The following is a 15,540-nucleotide window of genomic DNA, read 5'->3' as shown; positions in this document are numbered from 1 at the left end:
GCTCAGGGAATCGACCATGCTGATGCTGATCATCGGCATGTCGCTCCTCTACGCCTACGTGATGAGCTACCTCCACATCTCGCAATCGGCCGCCGCGGCGATCGTGGCGATGCAGCTCTCCAAGTGGGTGCTGCTGGTGACGATCCTGGCGCTGGTGATCGTACTCGGCTTCTTCCTGCCGCCGGTCTCGATCATCCTGATGACGGCGCCGATCATCCTGCCGCCGCTCAAGGCCGCGGGGTTCGACCTCGTCTGGTTCGGCGTCGTGATGACGATCACCATGGAGATGGGGCTGATCCACCCGCCGGTGGGGCTCAACATCTTCGTGATCAAGAACATCGCGCCCGACATCCCGCTCTCGAACATCATCTGGGGGACGCTCCCCTTCGTGATCCTGATGGCGGTGGCGATCCTGATCCTCTGCCTGGTCCCCGGCATCGCCATGTGGCTGCCGAACACCCTGCTGCCGACGACGCGGTAGGACGGCTCAGGAACGACGGGAACGGCCCGGACCTTTCGGTCCGGGCCGTTCCCGTTCAGGCCTTTGCCGGGGGGCTCCTGCGAGCCTACCGCCCCGTCCAGTTCGGCGGCCGCTTGGCGAGGAAGGCCTCCATGCCCTCGCGGAAATCCTGGCTCATGTAGCACTGGAGGATCAGGTCCTCGCCCGCGCCCGCGTCGCCCTCCTGCAGGCGGCGCAGGCCCTCCTTGGTGGCCTGGAGCGTCAGCGGCGCGTGGCCGGCGAGCAGCGCCGCGAGCTCGGCCGCGCGCGCCTCCAGGGCGGCGGCATCCGCCACGACCTCGCTGACGAGGCCGATTGCGAGCGCCTCCTCGGCGCCGACGAGGCGGGCGGTGAACAGGATGTCCTTGACGCGGGCCGGGCCGATCAGGCCGGAGAGACGCTTCAGGTTGCCCTGCGACAGGCAGTTGCCCAGCGTCCGGGCGATCGGGAAGCCGAAGCGGGCGTCCCGCGTGGCGACGCGCAGGTCGCAGGCCGCCGCGATCGCGGCGCCGCCGCCCGTGCAGGCCCCCGCCACGGCCGCGATCGTCGGAACGCGCAGGCGCTCCAGGGCGCCGAGCACGCGATCCATGAAGCGCTCGTAGCCGAGCGCGTCCTCGGCCGTCTCGAAGCTCCGGAACTGCGCGATGTCGGTGCCGGCCGCGAAGGCCTTCTCGCCGGCGCCCGTGATGATCAGCGCCTTGACCGTCGCGTCGGCCTCGACCTCCCGCGCCAGGGTGATCAGGCCCTCGTACATCGCGAAGGTGAGGGCGTTGCGCGCCTGCGGCCGGTTCAGGACGATGCGGGCGATGCCGGACGCGTCCCGGCTGAACAGAAGCTCGTCGGTGAGCGGGGCGGCGGCGTCGGTCATCGCGGGGTTCCTGCTGGTTGATGTCCGTGCCGGCCCCTCGCGGCTTGAGGCCGTCCATGCCCCCGGGACCTGCGCCCGGCGGATCCGCGCCAACGGACCGGGAGAGGGATCAGGTCGGAGGCCCGCATCGTTGACGCCGCGCGGAAACCGGGAGCCCGCACCGGTGAGGGGCGGCGCAGGCCCGTCCCTATCACGCCAGCGTCTCGCGCACGATGCCCCGCGCGATCAGCCCGTCGATCTCGTCGTCCGGGTAGCCGGCCCCGCGCAGGATCGCGCGGCTGTGCTCGCCGAGGAGCGGCGCCGGCCCGTGCACCCGGCCCGGCGTGCCCGAGAACTTCACGGGCAGCCCGAGGGTCTGCATGGGGCCGATCCGGGTATGGTCGACCTCCACCACCATCTCGCGGGCGAGCGTCTGCGGGTCGCGGTGCATGGCGGCGACGTCGAGGACGGGGCCGGCCGGCACGCCGCCGGCCTCGAGCCGCGCGAGCCAGTCCCCGGACGGGGCATCTCGGAAATGGGGAGCGAGCGCGGCGGCCAGCGCCTCGCGGTTCGCCATGCGGTCGCGGTTCTGCGCGAAGCGCGGGTCGCCCGCGAGATCCTCGGCGCCGATCACGTCGAGGAGGCGCAGCCAGTTCGTCTGGTTGGCAGCCCCGATGGTGATCCAGCCATCCGCGGTCTCGAAGGCCTCGTAGGGGGCGTTCAGCGGATGGGCGGAGCCCATCGGGCCGGGCGGCACGCTGGTCGCCATGCTGATGGCCGATTGCCAGTAGGTCAGGGTGATGCCGGCCTCGAACAGCGAGGTGTCGACGACCTGCCCCTCCCCGGTCCTGAGCCGGTGCGCGTAGGCCGCGAGCACCCCCATGGCGGCGAGGATGCCGGCCGTGATGTCGGTGACGGGCGGGCCGCATTTCATCGGCGGCCGGCCCGGCCCCTCGCCGGTGACGCTCATCAGGCCGCTCATGCCCTGCGCCACGAGGTCGAAGCCGGCGCGGTCCGCGTAGGGGCCGGAGCGGCCGAAGCCCGAGAGCGAGCAGTAGATCAGCCCCGGGAACTCGGCCCGCAGCGCCTCGTAGCCGAGCCCGAGCCGCTCCATCGTGCCGGCCCGGTAATTCTCGATCAGGATGTCGGCGCCCTGGAGCAGGCGGCGCAGGATCGCCTTGCCCTCGGGCGCCTTGAGGTCGAGGGCGATGCCGCGCTTGCCGCGGTTCATCATCAGGTAGGCGGCGCTCTCGCCCTCGAGCGCCGGGGGGACTGAGCGGCGGGTATCGTCGCCGCCGTCGATCTTCTCGACCTTGATCACCTCGGCGCCCATGTCGCCGAGCATCAGCCCGCAGACCGGGCCCGCCATGATGTGGGCGAGCTCGACGACCCGCACGCCGCTGAGCGGGCCGCTGCGCTTCGAACTGGTTGCCTCCGCCATGTCGGCCTCAGCGCGTCGCCGCGGCGGCGGCCGGGATCGGCGGCGCCGCCTCGTCCGCCGCCTCCACGAAGGGGCGCTCCGGGTGCATGGTGAAGGCCAGCACCGCGCCGAGCAGGCACAGGCCGATCGAGCCGGCGAACGGCAGCGTCCAGTCGCCGGTCATGTCGACCACGAGGCCGAACACGATCGGCGAGACGATGGCGGCGATCGCCGAGCCGGTGTTCATCAGGCCGCTCGCGGTGCCGGCATATTTCGGAGCGATGTCCATCGGCACCGACCAGATCGGGCCGATGACGAGCTCGGCGAAGAAGAAGCCGGAGGACAGGAGCAGCGCCACCGCGGTGAGGTCCTTGGTGAAGAACACGCCCGCGAGGCTCGCGGCCGCGCCGAGGAAGCCGACCACGATGACCGAGAGCCGGGCGAGCTTCACGCTGCCGGTGCGCTTGAGGATTCCGTCCGAGAGCACGCCACCGAGCGTGTCGCCGACCACGCCCGCGAAGAAGACGCCCGAGGCGAACAGGGCCGAGTTCTTGAGATCGAGGCCGTAGCTCTGCTTGAAGAAGGTCGGCAGCCAGCCGAGGAACAGCCACAGAGTCCAGCCGTAGCAGAAATACGTGACGGTGACGGGCAGGATGCGCTTCGTCAGGCGGCCCCACGGCACGGATTGCTTGGCGCCGACCTTGCGGGGCGGCGGCAGCACGTCGAGCTCGGCCTGGGTGATGTTCTTGTGATCGGCCGGATCGTCCCGGAAGTAGAGATACCAGATCACCACCCAGATGAAGCTCGCGAGCCCCAGGACGACGAAGCTGTAGCGCCAGCCGAAATGGTAGATCAGGAAGGCGACGATCGGCGGGGCGACCGCGTTGCCGAGCCGCGCGAAGGCGTGGGTGATGCCTTGGGCGAAGCCGCGCTTGCCGGGCGCCGTCCAGTTCTGCATCGCCCGCGTCGCGGTCGGGAAGGTCGCGCCCTCTCCGAAGCCGAGGAGCACCCGAGCCAGAAACAGACTGACGATGCCGCCGACGAGGCCGGTCAACACCGTCGCCGCCGCCCAGATCACGCCGCAGACGAGGAGCGTCAGCCGGGCCCCGAAGCGGTCGCCCACCGAGCCGCCGATGACCTGAAAGATCGCGTACGGGTAGGCGAAGGCCGAGAGGATCAGGCCGAACTGCGTGTTCGTGAGGCCGAGATCCTTGCTGATCACCGCGCCGGCCGTGGCGATGTTCACCCGATCGAGATAGGTGATGAAATACATCAGGCAGAGCAGGAACAGCACGCTGTTCGTGGCGCTCAGGCGCTTCATCATGGGCGTTCCCTTTCGCTTCCAAACCGTCCGCCGGTTATCACCCGGCTTGGCCCGTGGCGCGGCCGCCCCCGTTCGGGATGCTCGCCGCGCGCGATCCGCGGCTGAACCTGGCCAGCCGCTCCGCATCACGTATAATGCATTCAATATCCGATGGTATGCGCGGATTGCAACCGATCGTCACACGTTTCGGTGCCCGGATCCATCCACGTCCTGTCGAGGAACGGTCCGCAGGCGCACGAATTTTTTGCAACCGAAGCGTGTAAATCCTCCGGATCGGCTCAGCGGGGCGGCGGCGCGTAGAGGCCGGCGAAAAGCGGGAAGACATAGTTCGCCTGCGCGGCCGCGCCGTCGATGTCCCGCGCCCAGCGGTCGAGCTCGGACGCCGCGTCGATCGCGCTGTTGACGACCTGCGCCGCCATGGACGGGTCGCAGGGACGGATCGAGCCGTCGGCGATGCCGTCGGCGATCGGGAAGGCGACGCGCTCCCAGAGGCGCTGCATCGTGCGCGTCACGTCGGCGCGCAGGCCCTCAGGCAGGGCCCCGACCGCGATCCAGCGCAGGAGCGGCCCGGATTCCGAGAGCTGGTGCCGCACGAGGGTGCCGGTCGCCGCCGTGATGCGTTCCCAGCCCGTCCCGCCCGCCGCGTCGGCCGCGTCCTGGGCCCGGCGGATCCGGTCGAAGGTCCGGGCGAAGCAATGGGCGACGAGGTCGTCCTTGTTGTCGTTGTGGTGGTAGAACGAGCCCTTGGTGACGCGCAGATGCGCCGAGATCTTCTCGACCGAGGCGCCGCGATATCCCTGCTCGTTGATCAGGATCGTGGCGGCGCGCAGGAAGGCGTCGCCCGGCGCCGTCTCGAGCGCCGCGGTCTCTTGCGGCGGGACGGCCAGGGCGCGGGCGGGCGGCCAGGGACTGGCGGGGCCGGCGAGCCCGCGCAGCAGCAGGTCCGCCACGCGCGCGCCGACGCGGGGGTAGTCGTTCGGCTCGTAGCGGTCGATCCAGACCCGCATGGTCTGCACCACCGAGACGAGGAGGTGCGTGCGGGTGTTGCGGGCGACCCGGTCGAGATCGGGGACCGCGTCCGCCTCCAGGCAGAGCGCGCGCATGCGACGGAAGAAGCCGTTATAGGCCGCGAACACCGTCTCGGCCTGCGGGCTCGGAAGGGCCCGCACGTCGTGGAAGCGGATCAGGGCCGGGCGCTCACCCGTCGCCATGGCCGCGAGCCCCCGGCAGTAGAGATCCAGGAAGGTGCGCAGGCGGGCCTCGGGCGGCCCGGCACCCTCGGCCTCGCCGATCAGCGCGTCGAGCCAGCCGATCTTCGCCAGGAAGCAGGCCGCCGCGAGATCCTCCTTGCGGCGGTAGTAGTAGGTGATCGAGTTCGTCATCAGGCCGACGCCGGAGGAGACGTCGGCGAGCGAGGTGCCGCGGATGCCCCGCTCGTTGAAGCGCTTGGCGGCGGCGTCGAGGATCGCCTCCCGCTTCTGCTCGAAGCGCTTGGTCTGGCGCGGTGCGGTCGGGCTGGCGTCTGGCATGGCGCGGGTTGAGCATGGCCGCGCGGGGCTGACAAGCGCGCGGGCAAGCCCGTACGGACCGCGCGCCCGCCGGTCCCGAGGGCGGGAACGGGGGCGCCCGGTCCCCGATCCCGCGCCCGGCGCGATGGCGGTCACACCGCGGCGGGCTCCAGCCGGCCCTCGGGCAGAGGCGCGCGCGCGGGCGGCGCCAGGACCTTGCCGCGCGGGCCGACCCAGGCGCCGACCCAGTTGCGCTGCCACAGGTAGAGGCAGCCGAGGACCAGGGCCGCGATGGCCGCGTAGGCGATGAAGCCCACCGCGAAGGAGCCGGTATACTGCTTGGAGAAGCCCATCACGTTCGGCAGGATCGCGCCGCCGAGCGCCCCGACCTCGCCGATCATGGAGCCCGCCACGGCCGTATTGGTCGGCCAGCGCAGCGGCACGAGCTGGAACAGCGCGCCGTTGCCGGCGCCGAGCGCCGCGAAGCAGAGCATGAACAGGATCGTGGTGAGCGCGAGCGAGGGCGCCGAGGTCAGGAGCAGGAACGACGCGATGGCCGCGAGCAGCACCACCGACAGGACCAGGATGCCGCCGACCCGGTCCGCGAAGTAGCCGCCGACGATGCGGATCCCCGAGCCCATGATGGCGGCGAGCATGGTGAGGCGCCCGGCCTCGATCTTGGTGACGGCGAACTGCTCGTAGAAGAAGGTCGGCAGGAAGTTCGACAGGCCGATGAAGCCGCCGAAGGTGATGACGTAGACGAGGCTGAAGGCCCAGCCGTCCTTCTCGAACAGGCAGGCGACGTGCTCCTTCAAGGACTGGTGCTCGCGGTCGGGCGGCTCCTTGGCGAAGACGATCATGACGAGGAGCGGGATCAGCATCACCAGCCCGGCGAAGCCGTAGACGGCCTGCCAGCCATAGGCCTGGGCGAGCGGGGGCGCGAACAGGACCGCCAGCACCGTGCCCGAGTTGCCGGCGCCCGCGATGCCCATGGCGAGGCCCTTGTGCTCGGGCGGGAACCAGCCGGAGCCCAGCGAGAGCGCGACGCCGAAGGAGGCGCCCGCGATGCCGAGCAGCACGCCCATCGCCAGCACCTCGTCGAAGGTGTCGACGAGGAAGAATCCGAACGCCATCGCGGCGATGATGAGGCTCATCTCCGTGATCGCCGCGTTCTTGCGGCCGATATACTGGGCGAGCACGCCGAGGGGGAAGCGCATGATCGCGCCCGCCATGATCGGCAGCGAGATCATGAAGCCGGTCTGGGCCGGGGTCAGCTTGTAGGTCTCGGTGATGAACGGGCCCATGGCGCCGTTCAGGACCCAGATCGCGAAGCAGAAATCGAAGTAGAGGAACGCGGCGAACAGGGTCGGGGGGTGCCCCGACTTCATCACGGTCTTGAAACTGGCCATGGGGGTGCTCGTCTCGCTGGGGCGGCGCGCCGCTAGGCTTCCGCTCGGGTCGGGGGACCGGACTCACACCGTCCGCGATGCGGGGCGCCGTTGCCCCGCGCGCCGCTTCGCGCGGCGACGCGGCGTGCCTTGCAGCAAGCGTGCCAGGCGGCGCGGCGCGCCGGCGCCCCGGTGCGGCGCGCGCCTTCACCCGCCCGGGTGCTCGTCCTTGCTGCAGCGCAAGGCAGCCTTGCCCAGGAAAGAGGCGCCCGCCAAGCCTGCCCAGGAAGGCGGCGCTGTCGCCAGTCGAAGCGGCGGCCTCAGCGGCAGGCCGTGATCGTGCGCACCACCCAGCCCTCGCCGGCCTGCCAAAACTTGCGCCGGCCGCGGGTGCAGTTCGGGGGCTGCGCCTCGCCCGAGGCCCAGGCGACGCCCGGCTGCGCGTCCGGCTGAGCCGCGGCGGAGGTCGCCGAGCGCCGCGCCTCGGCCGGTCCGGCACACAGGCAGAGGGCCGCACCCGCGAGCAGGAGGAAGCGCGCGCGCGAGGGCCGAGGCAGGAGAACCGGCACGGGATGGATCCGGGATTCGGGGGCGAGACGACCTGCGATATGCGCCTGGCTCCGCCGTCCCGCAATCGCCGGAGACCGGCTTTTCCACGCTCTCATCCGGAATGGTGAATCGGCCCGCCGCACCATCCTCGGCGAAATGGAGCCTGCCCGTTGACGGACCGTCGACCGCGTTCCGAAGGTGCGCGGCCGTCGACGCCGCCATGCAGATGTCGAGACGTGACGCGGGGCCCTCAACTTTGCTAGGACGCTCTCAAAGTCGAGCTTGGCCGCGTTGGGGCGGCCCAGGACTGATTGAGACCCCGGACCTCCCCGCGAGGATTGGCCGGGGCGCGAAGGGACGTCTCGAAACCCATGTCCAGACTGACGCGCCGCACCCTGCTCACCGGCTCGATGACGGGCCTCGTGCTGCTTCGATCCACGCTCTCCGGCCTCGCGCAGCAGGGCGGTCCGCTCCCCGACGGCGCCATCGACGGCTTCGGGGGCTACGACGACGACCGCCTCTACCGCGACCAGAACGGGGCGCTCTACCGCCGCCGGGGCGGCGAGTACGTGCCCTATTCGGGCCGCGAATCCTACGGCCGGCCGGTGCCGGGCTCCGAGCCGCCGCGCCGCCGCGCCGAGGAGCCGGCGCCGCAGCCGGGCATCCCGGGCGAGCCCCGGCAGAGGGCCGCCGTCGATCGGCCGTTGGATGACGGGCCGATCGACTATGCCCGCGCCTACGCGGCGATCACCGACGACCCGTTCCCAGTCCAGGCCTTCAACTGGCGGAAGGCGAACCCCGTCTTCCTGCGCCAGGAGGTCTCGTATTCGGGCCGCCACGAGCCCGGCACCATCGTGGTCGACCCGCGCGCGCATCACCTGTTCCTGGTGCAGTCCGGCGGCCGGGCACGCCGCTACGGCGTGGGCGTCGGCAAGCAGGGCTTCTCCTGGTCGGGCGCCTCCACGATCAACTCGAAGCAGGCCTGGCCGGACTGGTACCCGCCCAAGGAGATGATCGCCCGCACGCCGAAGCTCGCCCGCGAGGTCAGCCAGCTCCAGAGCGGCCTCGGCGTGCCCGGCGGCACGCGCAACCCGCTGGGCGCCCGCGCGCTCTACCTGTGGCAGGACAACAAGGACACGCTCTACCGCATCCACGGGACGCTGGAGCCGAACTCGATCGGCCACAGCGTCTCGTCGGGCTGCATCCGGATGATCAACCAGGACGTGATCGACCTCTACGGCCGCGTCGCGGTCGGCACCAAGGTCGTCGTGCTGACCTGAGCCTCCGCCGCCGCTGCGCCGGCGCCGCGGCGGCGCCGGACGTGACGGCGGTAGAAGCGCTCCCGCCGCCGTTCCAGGTGCCCGCTCGCCTCGCGGATGCGCAGCAGGTCCTTGCGCGCCACCAGCCCGACGAGGCGGCGGCTGCCGGGCTCGACCACGGGCACGCGCCCGTGATCGCCCGCGACCATCAGGTCGGCGAGGTGGCCCACCGTGTCCTCCGGATGGGCGAGCGGCAGCGCCGCGTCCGAGACGAGGTCGGCAAGGCTGCCGGTCACGGCGCCGCCCGAGCGCCGCCAGCGCATCAGGTCCCGCAGGGTGACGAGCCCGACCGGCACCCCGGCGGCGTCGAGGACCGGGTAGGCCCGGTGGCGCGGCGCCTCCGACGCGAAGAAGCGCAGGGCCTCCTCGACCGGCATCTCCGCCCGCAGGGTCTCGACCTCCCGGACCATGATGGACGAGACCCGCGTCAGCTCGAACGGGTCGACGGCGTATTCGCGGGTGATGTGCACGCCGCGCCGGGCGATCTTCTCTGTGAGGATCGAGCGCTTCAGGAGCAGCACCGTGACGGCGTAGGCGGTGGTCGTCGCCGCGAGCAGCGGCGCCAGGGCGTGCATGTCGCCGGTCAGCTCCACGGCGAAGAGCGCGCCGGTCAGCGGCGCGCGCATGGTGCCCCCCATCATCGCCGCCATGCCGATCAGCGCCCAGAAGCCCGGCGTGCCCGGCAAGACGGCGCCCTCGATGTAGCCGAGCGACCCGCCGAGGATCAGGAGCGGCGCCAGCACCCCGCCCGAGGTGCCGGAGGCCAGCGCCACGAGCCAGATCGCCGCCTTGACGACGAGGATGGCGGCGGCCGCGCCGAGGAGCAGGTGTCCGTCCAGGAGGTCGCCGATCACGTCGTAGCCGACGCCGAGCGCGCGCGGCTCGATCAGGCCGCCGAGGCCGACGACGAGGCCGCCGAGGGCCGGCCACCACATCCAGTGGATCGGCAGGCGCTCGAACGCGTCCTCGGCCCGGTACAGCAGCGTCGTCAGCAGGCCCGATTGCAGGCCCGCCACGGCCCCGGCGACGATCGCGAGCCCGAACAGCCGAGGCGAGAGGGGCAGGCCCGCCGCGAAGGGGAAGAGCGGGCCGGCCTCGAACAGGAAGGGCCGCCAGGCCGTCGCGATCACGCAGGCGACCGCGACGGGGATGAAGCTGCGCGGCTTCCACTCGAACAGCAGCAGCTCGACCGCGAGGAGAACCGCGGCCACCGGCGTGCCGAAGATCGCCGTCATGCCGGCGGCCGCGCCCGCGACGAGGAGCGTCTTCCGCTCCGCCGCGCTCATGTGGAAGAACTGCGCGAAGAGCGAGCCGATGGCGCCGCCCGTCATGATGATCGGCCCCTCCGCGCCGAACGGGCCGCCGGTGCCGATCGAGAGGGCCGAGGAGACGGGCTTCAGCACCGCGACCTTCGGGGACATCCGGCTGCGCCCGATCAGGATCGCCTCGATCGCCTCCGGGATGCCGTGGCCCCGGATCTTCTCCGAGCCGAAGCGGGCCATCAGGCCGATGGCGAGGCCGCCGAGAACGGGGGCGGCCACCATCCAGGGCGAGCGCGCGACGGCCGCGAAGCTGATCGGGTGCGTGCCGAGCCGGCCGAGCCAGACGAGGTTCGAGACGACGGCGATCAGCGTCACGAGCCCGTAGGCGGCGAGCGCGCCGCCCGACCCGATCACCACGGCCATCGCCGTGAGGATCAGGGTGCGCCGGTCGGCCGTGAAGTCGCCGAGCGCCCTGCGCGACGGTGCCGTGCCGCCATCCGCTCCCGTTCCCGTCGTCATGTCGTCCACCGGCTCCCGTTCGAGGATCGTCCGCGCGGCATCGACCCGACGCTGCAGCGCACATAGCAGCCGATTTATATCGTAATACGATGCAATCAAGTGTTTTGAGGGCGAGTGTTGCGCGGCCAGATGCTAGGAGGGGTTGCGCGGCGCGCATCCGTTCCCGGGCGCTGCCGTCGCGGTTGGGTTGCGCCCGGGCGACGATCCGCGAGTGACCGCGGGGCCGCGATCGGGATTGCCCCGAACGGGACGGCAAGCCTGGGAGATCCGATCGATGGCGCGGACCGAGGACCCGACGCTGGCGCAGGCCGATTACGCGGCGCTCGCGGCCTTCCGCCAGGCGCTGCGGCGGTTCCTCGCTTTCAGCAAGGCGGCGGCGCGGCGGGCGGGCCTGCCGCCGCAGCAGCACCAGGCGCTCCTCGCGATCAAGGGCGCGGAGCCGCCGGTCAGCGTCGGGCAACTCGCCGAGAGCCTGATCATCGCCCCCCACACGGCAGCGGAGCTGGCCGACCGGCTCGATGCCGCGGGCCTGGTCACCCGCTCGCCCTCGGCCGCCGACCGCCGCCGGGTCGAGCTGGCGCTCACCGAGAAGGCCGAGGGGGTGCTGCGGACCTTGAGCGAGGCGCACCGCACCGAGCTGCGCGCGGTCGGGCCGCTCCTGCGCGAGCTTCTGCAGGCGATCGAGGGCGGGCGCAGGGAGGCGGAGTGAGCGGCCGGTCCCTACGGATCAATCGCCCGTATGCTCGGCGATGTAATGCCCGAGCGCGCTCGCGGCGTTGAGCATATGCGCGCGCATGCGGCGCGACGCGGCCTCGCCGTCGCCCTCCGCGACCGCCGCCAGGATCTCGCCATGCTCGGCACGCGACCGGCGGATGCGCTCGCCCTGGCGCAATTGCGTGCGCCGGAAGGCCGAGAGGCGGGTGCGGATGGCGAGCGCCTGCTCGGCCATGAAGCCGTTGTGGGTCGCCCGGTAGAGCGTCTCGTGGAACTCGCGGTTGAGGGCGTCGTAGGCGTCGAAGTCGTTTGCCTCGACGATGTCGCCTGAGCGCTCGTGCAGGTCCATCAGGGCGCTGCGCTCCAGCGGCGTCATCCGGTAGGTGGCGAGCCGCACGCACATCGCCTCGAACTCGGCGGTGGTCTCGAACATGTCCATGATGCGCTCGGGCGTCATCCGGGTGACGACGACGCCGCGACGGGGGCGCACTTCCACGAGGCCGTTGAAGGCGAGCTGGCGCAGCGCCTCGCGGACCGGCGTGCGCGAGGCGCCGAAGCGGTCGGCGAGCTCCTGCTCGTCGAGGGCGATGCCGGCCGCCAGCGTCCCGGCCGCGATCTCGTCGGTCAGCGCGTTGCGGATCTGATCGGACAGGAGCCCGCGGCCCTCGACGATTCCGTCCATGCTGTCACCCCCCGGCTCGGCGCCGCACCGTCCCCGTCGGAAAACGTGCGGCGAGGCTCGGCTCATCCCACCAGCGCCCGCACGATCAGGAAGAACAGCGACGGGCCGACGAGGCACCCGATGCCGGTGTGGAACGTCGCCGTCAGCGCGCCGTAGGGCACGAGCTTCGGGTCGGTGGCGGCGAGCCCGCCGGCGACGCCGCTCACCGTGCCCATCAGGCCGCCGAATGCCATGGCCGAGCGCGGATTGTCGAGGCCGATCAGGCGGGCGACGAGCGGCGTGCCGACCATCACCATCACGGCCTTGGTGACGCCGGTGGCGATGGAGAGCGCCATGACGGTGGAATCGGCGCCGAGCGCGGCCCCCGTCACGGGCCCGACGATGTAGGTGACGGCACCGGCCCCGATCGTCGTGATCGAGACCGCGTCGTGGTAGCCGAAGGACACGGCGGTCGCCGCCCCCACGATGAAGGGCAGCACGGTGCCGAGAGCCAGCGCCACCACGCCGAGGATGCCGGCGCGGCGCGCCTCGACGACGTCCACCTCGAAGGCGGTCGCCACGATCGCGAAGTCCCGCAACATGGCACCGCCCATCAGGCCGATGCCGGCGAGCGCCGGGATGTCGGCGACCCCCTTCTGCCCGCCCGTGATGCGCCCGCCGACATAGGCGAGCACGAGGCCCAGCACGATCGCGATGGCGGATCCGTGGACGCGCCCCTTGGTCAGGCGCTTGCCCGCGAAGTTCGAGACCAGCATCAGCGCGCCGACCGCCGCGAAGGCGGTGACGAGGCTCTGCTCGACGAAGACGTGCTCGATCATGTGCATCATGGCGCTCACCTCCCGGTCGCCGGGAGGGCGGGCGCGGGATGCGCCGGCTCGCCGTCCGTGTCGCCGCCGATGACGGAACCGCCGTGCTCGACCTCCGGGCTCGTCCCGTCCGTGCGCCGGCCGAACCGGCCGAGGAGCGCCACGAAGGCGAAGCACAGGAGCAGCGACCCGGTGGCCGCGATGATCACGATCGGGCCGCCGCTCACCGCCGCCACCACGTTCTGCTGGGCCGCCATCGCGACCACGATGGGGATGTACATGGTCGCCCAGAACTCGACCCCGAGCTTGGTGCCGTGGCCGAGCTTGCCCTGCCGGACCATCCAGACCCGGGCCGCGATCAGCAGGATCATGGCGAGGCCGACGCCGCCGACATTGGCCTTCACGCCGAGCAGGATGCCGAGGAGATCGCCGAGATACACCCCGACCAGGGTGCAGATGGCGAGGAGCGCGACACCGAAGATGGTCATCGGCAATCCTCCGCTCCCGGGCATGTCGGGGGAGCCGATTTGGCTCCGACGCGCGTTGTGTATGCACACGGCATGGGGCGCTTCCTTCCTGTATCCCTTGATTCGTTTTTATTGGCCCAGAGTATACTTGCTATTGACTTTTTGGCAAGGCGGCATACAAGTTCATGAAGAAGCGCACATTCCGTATGCAACGAGGGCCTCCGGGAACTCTCCCGCATATGCGGGCCCAAACCAGGGAGCGGATGGATGACCGGCTGGCGTCAGGAGCGGGCAGCCCGCGACGCGCGGATCGAGGCGGGGCGGGCGCACGCGGCCGGCAAGGTCGTGGCCGCCGAGCAGGTGGTCGGCCTGCTCGAGGCGATCCTGCGGCCGGGTGACCGGGTCTGCCTCGAGGGCGACAACCAGAAGCAGGCCGACTGCCTCGCCAGGGGCTTGAGTCAATGCGACCCCAGCCGCGTCCACGACCTGCACATGGTGCAGTCGGGCATCGTCCTGCCGGAGCATCTCGATGTCTTCGAGCAGGGCATCGCGAAGCGGCTCGACTACTCGTATTCGGGCCCGCAGGGCGGGCGCATCGCCCGGATGCTCTACGGCGGCGAGATCGAGCTCGGGGCGGTGCACACCTACCTGGAGCTGTTCGCCCGCTACTTCGTCGACCTGACGCCGAACGTGGCGCTGATCGCGGGCGTCTCGGCGGACCGGGAGGGCAACCTCTACACGGGGCCGAACACCGAGGACACGCCGACGGTGGTCGAGGCCACCGCCTTCAAGAACGGCGTCGTGGTGGCCCAGGTCAACGAGATCGTGGACAAGGTGCCCCGCGTCGACATCCCGGGTGACCGGGTCGATTTCGTGGTCGAGGCCGACCGGCCCTTCTACGTGGAGCCGCTCTTCACCCGCGATCCCGCGGCGATGACCGAGACGCAGATCCTGATGGCCATGATGGCGATCAAGGGGATCTACGCCGAGTACGGCATCCGCCGCCTCAACCACGGCATCGGCTTCGGCACCGCGGCGATCGAGCTTCTGCTGCCGACCTACGCCGAGCGGCTCGGGCTGAAGGGCAGGATCGCCACCCACTGGGCGCTCAACCCGCACCCGACGCTGATCCCGGCCATCGAGTCGGGCTGGGTGCAGCAGATCCACTGCTTCGGCTCCGAGGTCGGCATGGACCGCTACATCCGCGAGCGGTCGGACGTGTTCTTCACGGGAAGCGACGGCAGCCTCCGCTCGAACCGGGCCTTCTGTCAGACGGCGGGCCTCTACGCCTGCGACCTCTTCATCGGCTCGACGCTGCAGATCGACCTGTCGGGCCATTCCTCGACCGTCACGCAGTCGCGGGTGGCGGGCTTCGGCGGCGCGCCCAACATGGGCTCGGACCCGCACGGGCGGCGCCACCCCTCCGACACCTGGATGAAGGCGGGCCGCGAGGCGCGAACCGGCGGCGATCCGGCCCTGATGCGCGGGCGCAAGCTCGTGGTGCAGATCGTCGAGACCTTCGGGGAGAAGCTGGTGCCGGCTTTCGTGGAGAAGCTCGACGCGCTGGAACTCGCCAGGAAGCTCGGGCTCGAGCTCGCCCCCGTGATGGTCTACGCCGACGACGTGACCCACATCGTCACCGAGGAGGGCATCGCCAACCTCCTCCTCTGCCGCACCGCCGACGAGCGCGAGCAGGCGATCCGCGGGGTGGCGGGCTACACCGAGATCGGCCGGGGCCGCGACCGCGCCATGGTGGAGCGCCTGCGCGAGCGCGGCATCGTGCGCCGCCCGGAGGATCTCGGGATCGAGCCCCTCGACGCCGACCGCTCGCTGCTCGCCGCCCGGTCGATCAAGGATCTCGTGCACTGGTCGGGCGGCCTCTACGAGCCGCCCGCCAAGTTTCGGAACTGGTGAGGGACCGTCGCGATGGAAAAGCTGACCTTCCGCCACACGACGAAGAAGCCGCTCGCCGGCGCGAAGCCGCAGGCGATCACCGGCGTCGTGGCCTCCGGCAACCTCGAAGTGCTCCTCGAGCGCGCGCTGCCGCCCGACGCCTGCACGGTCGAGGTCGAGACTCCGATCCACGGCTACGGCGACGTCTGGGAGGCGGTGGTCGCGGATTTCGTCGCGCGGGCGCAGCCCGGCGGCCTCCGCATCACCGTCAACGACGGGGGCGCGCGCCCCGACACCGTGTCCCTGCGCCTGCTCCAGGGCGCCCGGCTGATGGAGGCCTGAC

General features: G+C 71.3%; 15 protein-coding genes. 5 read left to right on the top strand and 10 right to left on the bottom strand.

Annotated features, from left to right (window positions below; all coding sequences use genetic code 11):
* The coding region (locus WDW90_RS10585) for a TRAP transporter large permease subunit (RefSeq protein WP_336487342.1) at positions 1-481 on the top strand (481 nt) is incomplete at its 5' end.
* Positions 482-566: 85 nt separating this feature from the next.
* Here WDW90_RS10585 and WDW90_RS10580 read toward each other — a convergent pair.
* From WDW90_RS10580 to WDW90_RS10555, 6 genes are all read right to left on the bottom strand, one after another.
* Complete coding sequence (locus WDW90_RS10580; protein WP_336487341.1) at positions 567-1,367, bottom strand: enoyl-CoA hydratase/isomerase family protein; 801 nt, start codon at positions 1,365-1,367, stop codon at positions 567-569.
* A gap of 190 nt (positions 1,368-1,557) precedes the next feature.
* Positions 1,558-2,787 carry a CaiB/BaiF CoA transferase family protein gene (locus tag WDW90_RS10575; protein WP_336487340.1) on the bottom strand — a complete coding sequence of 410 codons (1,230 nt, stop codon included), beginning with the start codon at positions 2,785-2,787 and terminating at the stop codon, positions 1,558-1,560.
* A gap of 7 nt (positions 2,788-2,794) precedes the next feature.
* On the bottom strand, positions 2,795-4,090 hold the full coding sequence (locus WDW90_RS10570) for an MFS transporter (RefSeq protein ID WP_336487339.1): 1,296 nt from the start codon (positions 4,088-4,090) through the stop codon (positions 2,795-2,797).
* Positions 4,091-4,368: 278 nt separating this feature from the next.
* Positions 4,369-5,619, bottom strand: a complete 1,251-nt coding sequence (locus WDW90_RS10565; protein ID WP_336487338.1) for a TetR/AcrR family transcriptional regulator — start codon at positions 5,617-5,619, stop codon at positions 4,369-4,371.
* 131 nt (positions 5,620-5,750) lie between these two features.
* Positions 5,751-7,007, bottom strand: coding sequence for a nitrate/nitrite transporter (locus WDW90_RS10560; RefSeq protein WP_336487337.1), 1,257 nt, complete (start codon positions 7,005-7,007; stop codon positions 5,751-5,753).
* 299 nt (positions 7,008-7,306) lie between these two features.
* Positions 7,307-7,555, bottom strand: coding sequence for a hypothetical protein (locus tag WDW90_RS10555; RefSeq protein WP_336487336.1), 249 nt, complete (start codon positions 7,553-7,555; stop codon positions 7,307-7,309).
* A 351-nt stretch (positions 7,556-7,906) separates the two neighbouring features.
* Between WDW90_RS10555 and WDW90_RS10550 the strand changes: the two genes are divergently transcribed.
* Entirely contained in the window at positions 7,907-8,815 is a 909-nt protein-coding gene (locus WDW90_RS10550; protein WP_336487335.1) for a L,D-transpeptidase, read from the top strand.
* On the opposite strand, the gene WDW90_RS10545 is transcribed toward WDW90_RS10550, so the two are convergent.
* The gene (locus WDW90_RS10545) at positions 8,770-10,635 is read right to left on the bottom strand and encodes a chloride channel protein (protein WP_336487334.1); all 1,866 of its coding nucleotides are present in this window, start codon (positions 10,633-10,635) and stop codon (positions 8,770-8,772) included. The two genes, WDW90_RS10550 and WDW90_RS10545, sit on opposite strands and share 46 nt — an antisense overlap.
* A gap of 274 nt (positions 10,636-10,909) precedes the next feature.
* Here WDW90_RS10545 and WDW90_RS10540 point away from each other — a divergent pair, with 274 nt between their 5' ends.
* The gene (locus WDW90_RS10540; protein ID WP_336487333.1) at positions 10,910-11,344 is read left to right on the top strand and encodes a MarR family winged helix-turn-helix transcriptional regulator; all 435 of its coding nucleotides are present in this window, start codon (positions 10,910-10,912) and stop codon (positions 11,342-11,344) included.
* A gap of 18 nt (positions 11,345-11,362) precedes the next feature.
* Here the strand turns inward: WDW90_RS10540 and WDW90_RS10535 are convergent, their stop codons facing one another.
* The 3 genes from WDW90_RS10535 to madL form a co-directional block, all read right to left on the bottom strand.
* Complete coding sequence (locus tag WDW90_RS10535; protein WP_336487332.1) at positions 11,363-12,031, bottom strand: GntR family transcriptional regulator; 669 nt, start codon at positions 12,029-12,031, stop codon at positions 11,363-11,365.
* A 62-nt stretch (positions 12,032-12,093) separates the two neighbouring features.
* Positions 12,094-12,858 (bottom strand): malonate transporter subunit MadM, encoded by a 765-nt coding sequence (gene madM, locus WDW90_RS10530; RefSeq protein ID WP_336487331.1) that lies wholly within the window; start codon positions 12,856-12,858, stop codon positions 12,094-12,096.
* A gap of 5 nt (positions 12,859-12,863) precedes the next feature.
* Complete coding sequence (gene madL / locus WDW90_RS10525) at positions 12,864-13,325, bottom strand: malonate transporter subunit MadL (RefSeq protein ID WP_336487330.1); 462 nt, start codon at positions 13,323-13,325, stop codon at positions 12,864-12,866.
* A gap of 246 nt (positions 13,326-13,571) precedes the next feature.
* Between madL and mdcA the strand changes: the two genes are divergently transcribed.
* Both mdcA and mdcC read left to right on the top strand, forming a co-directional pair.
* The gene (gene mdcA / locus WDW90_RS10520) at positions 13,572-15,218 is read left to right on the top strand and encodes a malonate decarboxylase subunit alpha (RefSeq protein WP_336487329.1); all 1,647 of its coding nucleotides are present in this window, start codon (positions 13,572-13,574) and stop codon (positions 15,216-15,218) included.
* Between the two features lie 12 nt (positions 15,219-15,230).
* Entirely contained in the window at positions 15,231-15,539 is a 309-nt protein-coding gene (gene mdcC / locus WDW90_RS10515; protein ID WP_336487328.1) for a malonate decarboxylase acyl carrier protein, read from the top strand.
* Position 15,540 lies beyond the last annotated feature (1 nt).

Source organism: Methylobacterium nigriterrae (assembly GCF_037106235.1).
Taxonomy (GTDB): domain Bacteria; phylum Pseudomonadota; class Alphaproteobacteria; order Rhizobiales; family Beijerinckiaceae; genus Methylobacterium; species Methylobacterium nigriterrae.
Note: the sequence above shows the minus strand (reverse complement) of the source record. Positions and strands in the feature narration are given on the sequence as shown.

What these genes read in the sequence shown, in the direction of transcription:
- WDW90_RS10565 (WP_336487338.1), bottom strand. Translation starts at nt 5,619, where the DNA reads ATGCCAGACGCCAGCCCGACCGCACCGCGCCAGACCAAGCGCTTCGAG.
- madM (WP_336487331.1), bottom strand. Translation starts at nt 12,858, where the DNA reads ATGATGCACATGATCGAGCACGTCTTCGTCGAGCAGAGCCTCGTCACC.
- WDW90_RS10545 (WP_336487334.1), bottom strand. Translation starts at nt 10,635, where the DNA reads ATGACGACGGGAACGGGAGCGGATGGCGGCACGGCACCGTCGCGCAGG.
- WDW90_RS10580 (WP_336487341.1), bottom strand. Translation starts at nt 1,367, where the DNA reads ATGACCGACGCCGCCGCCCCGCTCACCGACGAGCTTCTGTTCAGCCGG.
- madL (WP_336487330.1), bottom strand. Translation starts at nt 13,325, where the DNA reads ATGACCATCTTCGGTGTCGCGCTCCTCGCCATCTGCACCCTGGTCGGG.
- WDW90_RS10560 (WP_336487337.1), bottom strand. Translation starts at nt 7,007, where the DNA reads ATGGCCAGTTTCAAGACCGTGATGAAGTCGGGGCACCCCCCGACCCTG.
- WDW90_RS10540 (WP_336487333.1), top strand. Translation starts at nt 10,910, where the DNA reads ATGGCGCGGACCGAGGACCCGACGCTGGCGCAGGCCGATTACGCGGCG.
- mdcA (WP_336487329.1), top strand. Translation starts at nt 13,572, where the DNA reads ATGACCGGCTGGCGTCAGGAGCGGGCAGCCCGCGACGCGCGGATCGAG.
- WDW90_RS10575 (WP_336487340.1), bottom strand. Translation starts at nt 2,787, where the DNA reads ATGGCGGAGGCAACCAGTTCGAAGCGCAGCGGCCCGCTCAGCGGCGTG.
- WDW90_RS10535 (WP_336487332.1), bottom strand. Translation starts at nt 12,031, where the DNA reads ATGGACGGAATCGTCGAGGGCCGCGGGCTCCTGTCCGATCAGATCCGC.
- mdcC (WP_336487328.1), top strand. Translation starts at nt 15,231, where the DNA reads ATGGAAAAGCTGACCTTCCGCCACACGACGAAGAAGCCGCTCGCCGGC.
- WDW90_RS10550 (WP_336487335.1), top strand. Translation starts at nt 7,907, where the DNA reads ATGTCCAGACTGACGCGCCGCACCCTGCTCACCGGCTCGATGACGGGC.
- WDW90_RS10570 (WP_336487339.1), bottom strand. Translation starts at nt 4,090, where the DNA reads ATGATGAAGCGCCTGAGCGCCACGAACAGCGTGCTGTTCCTGCTCTGC.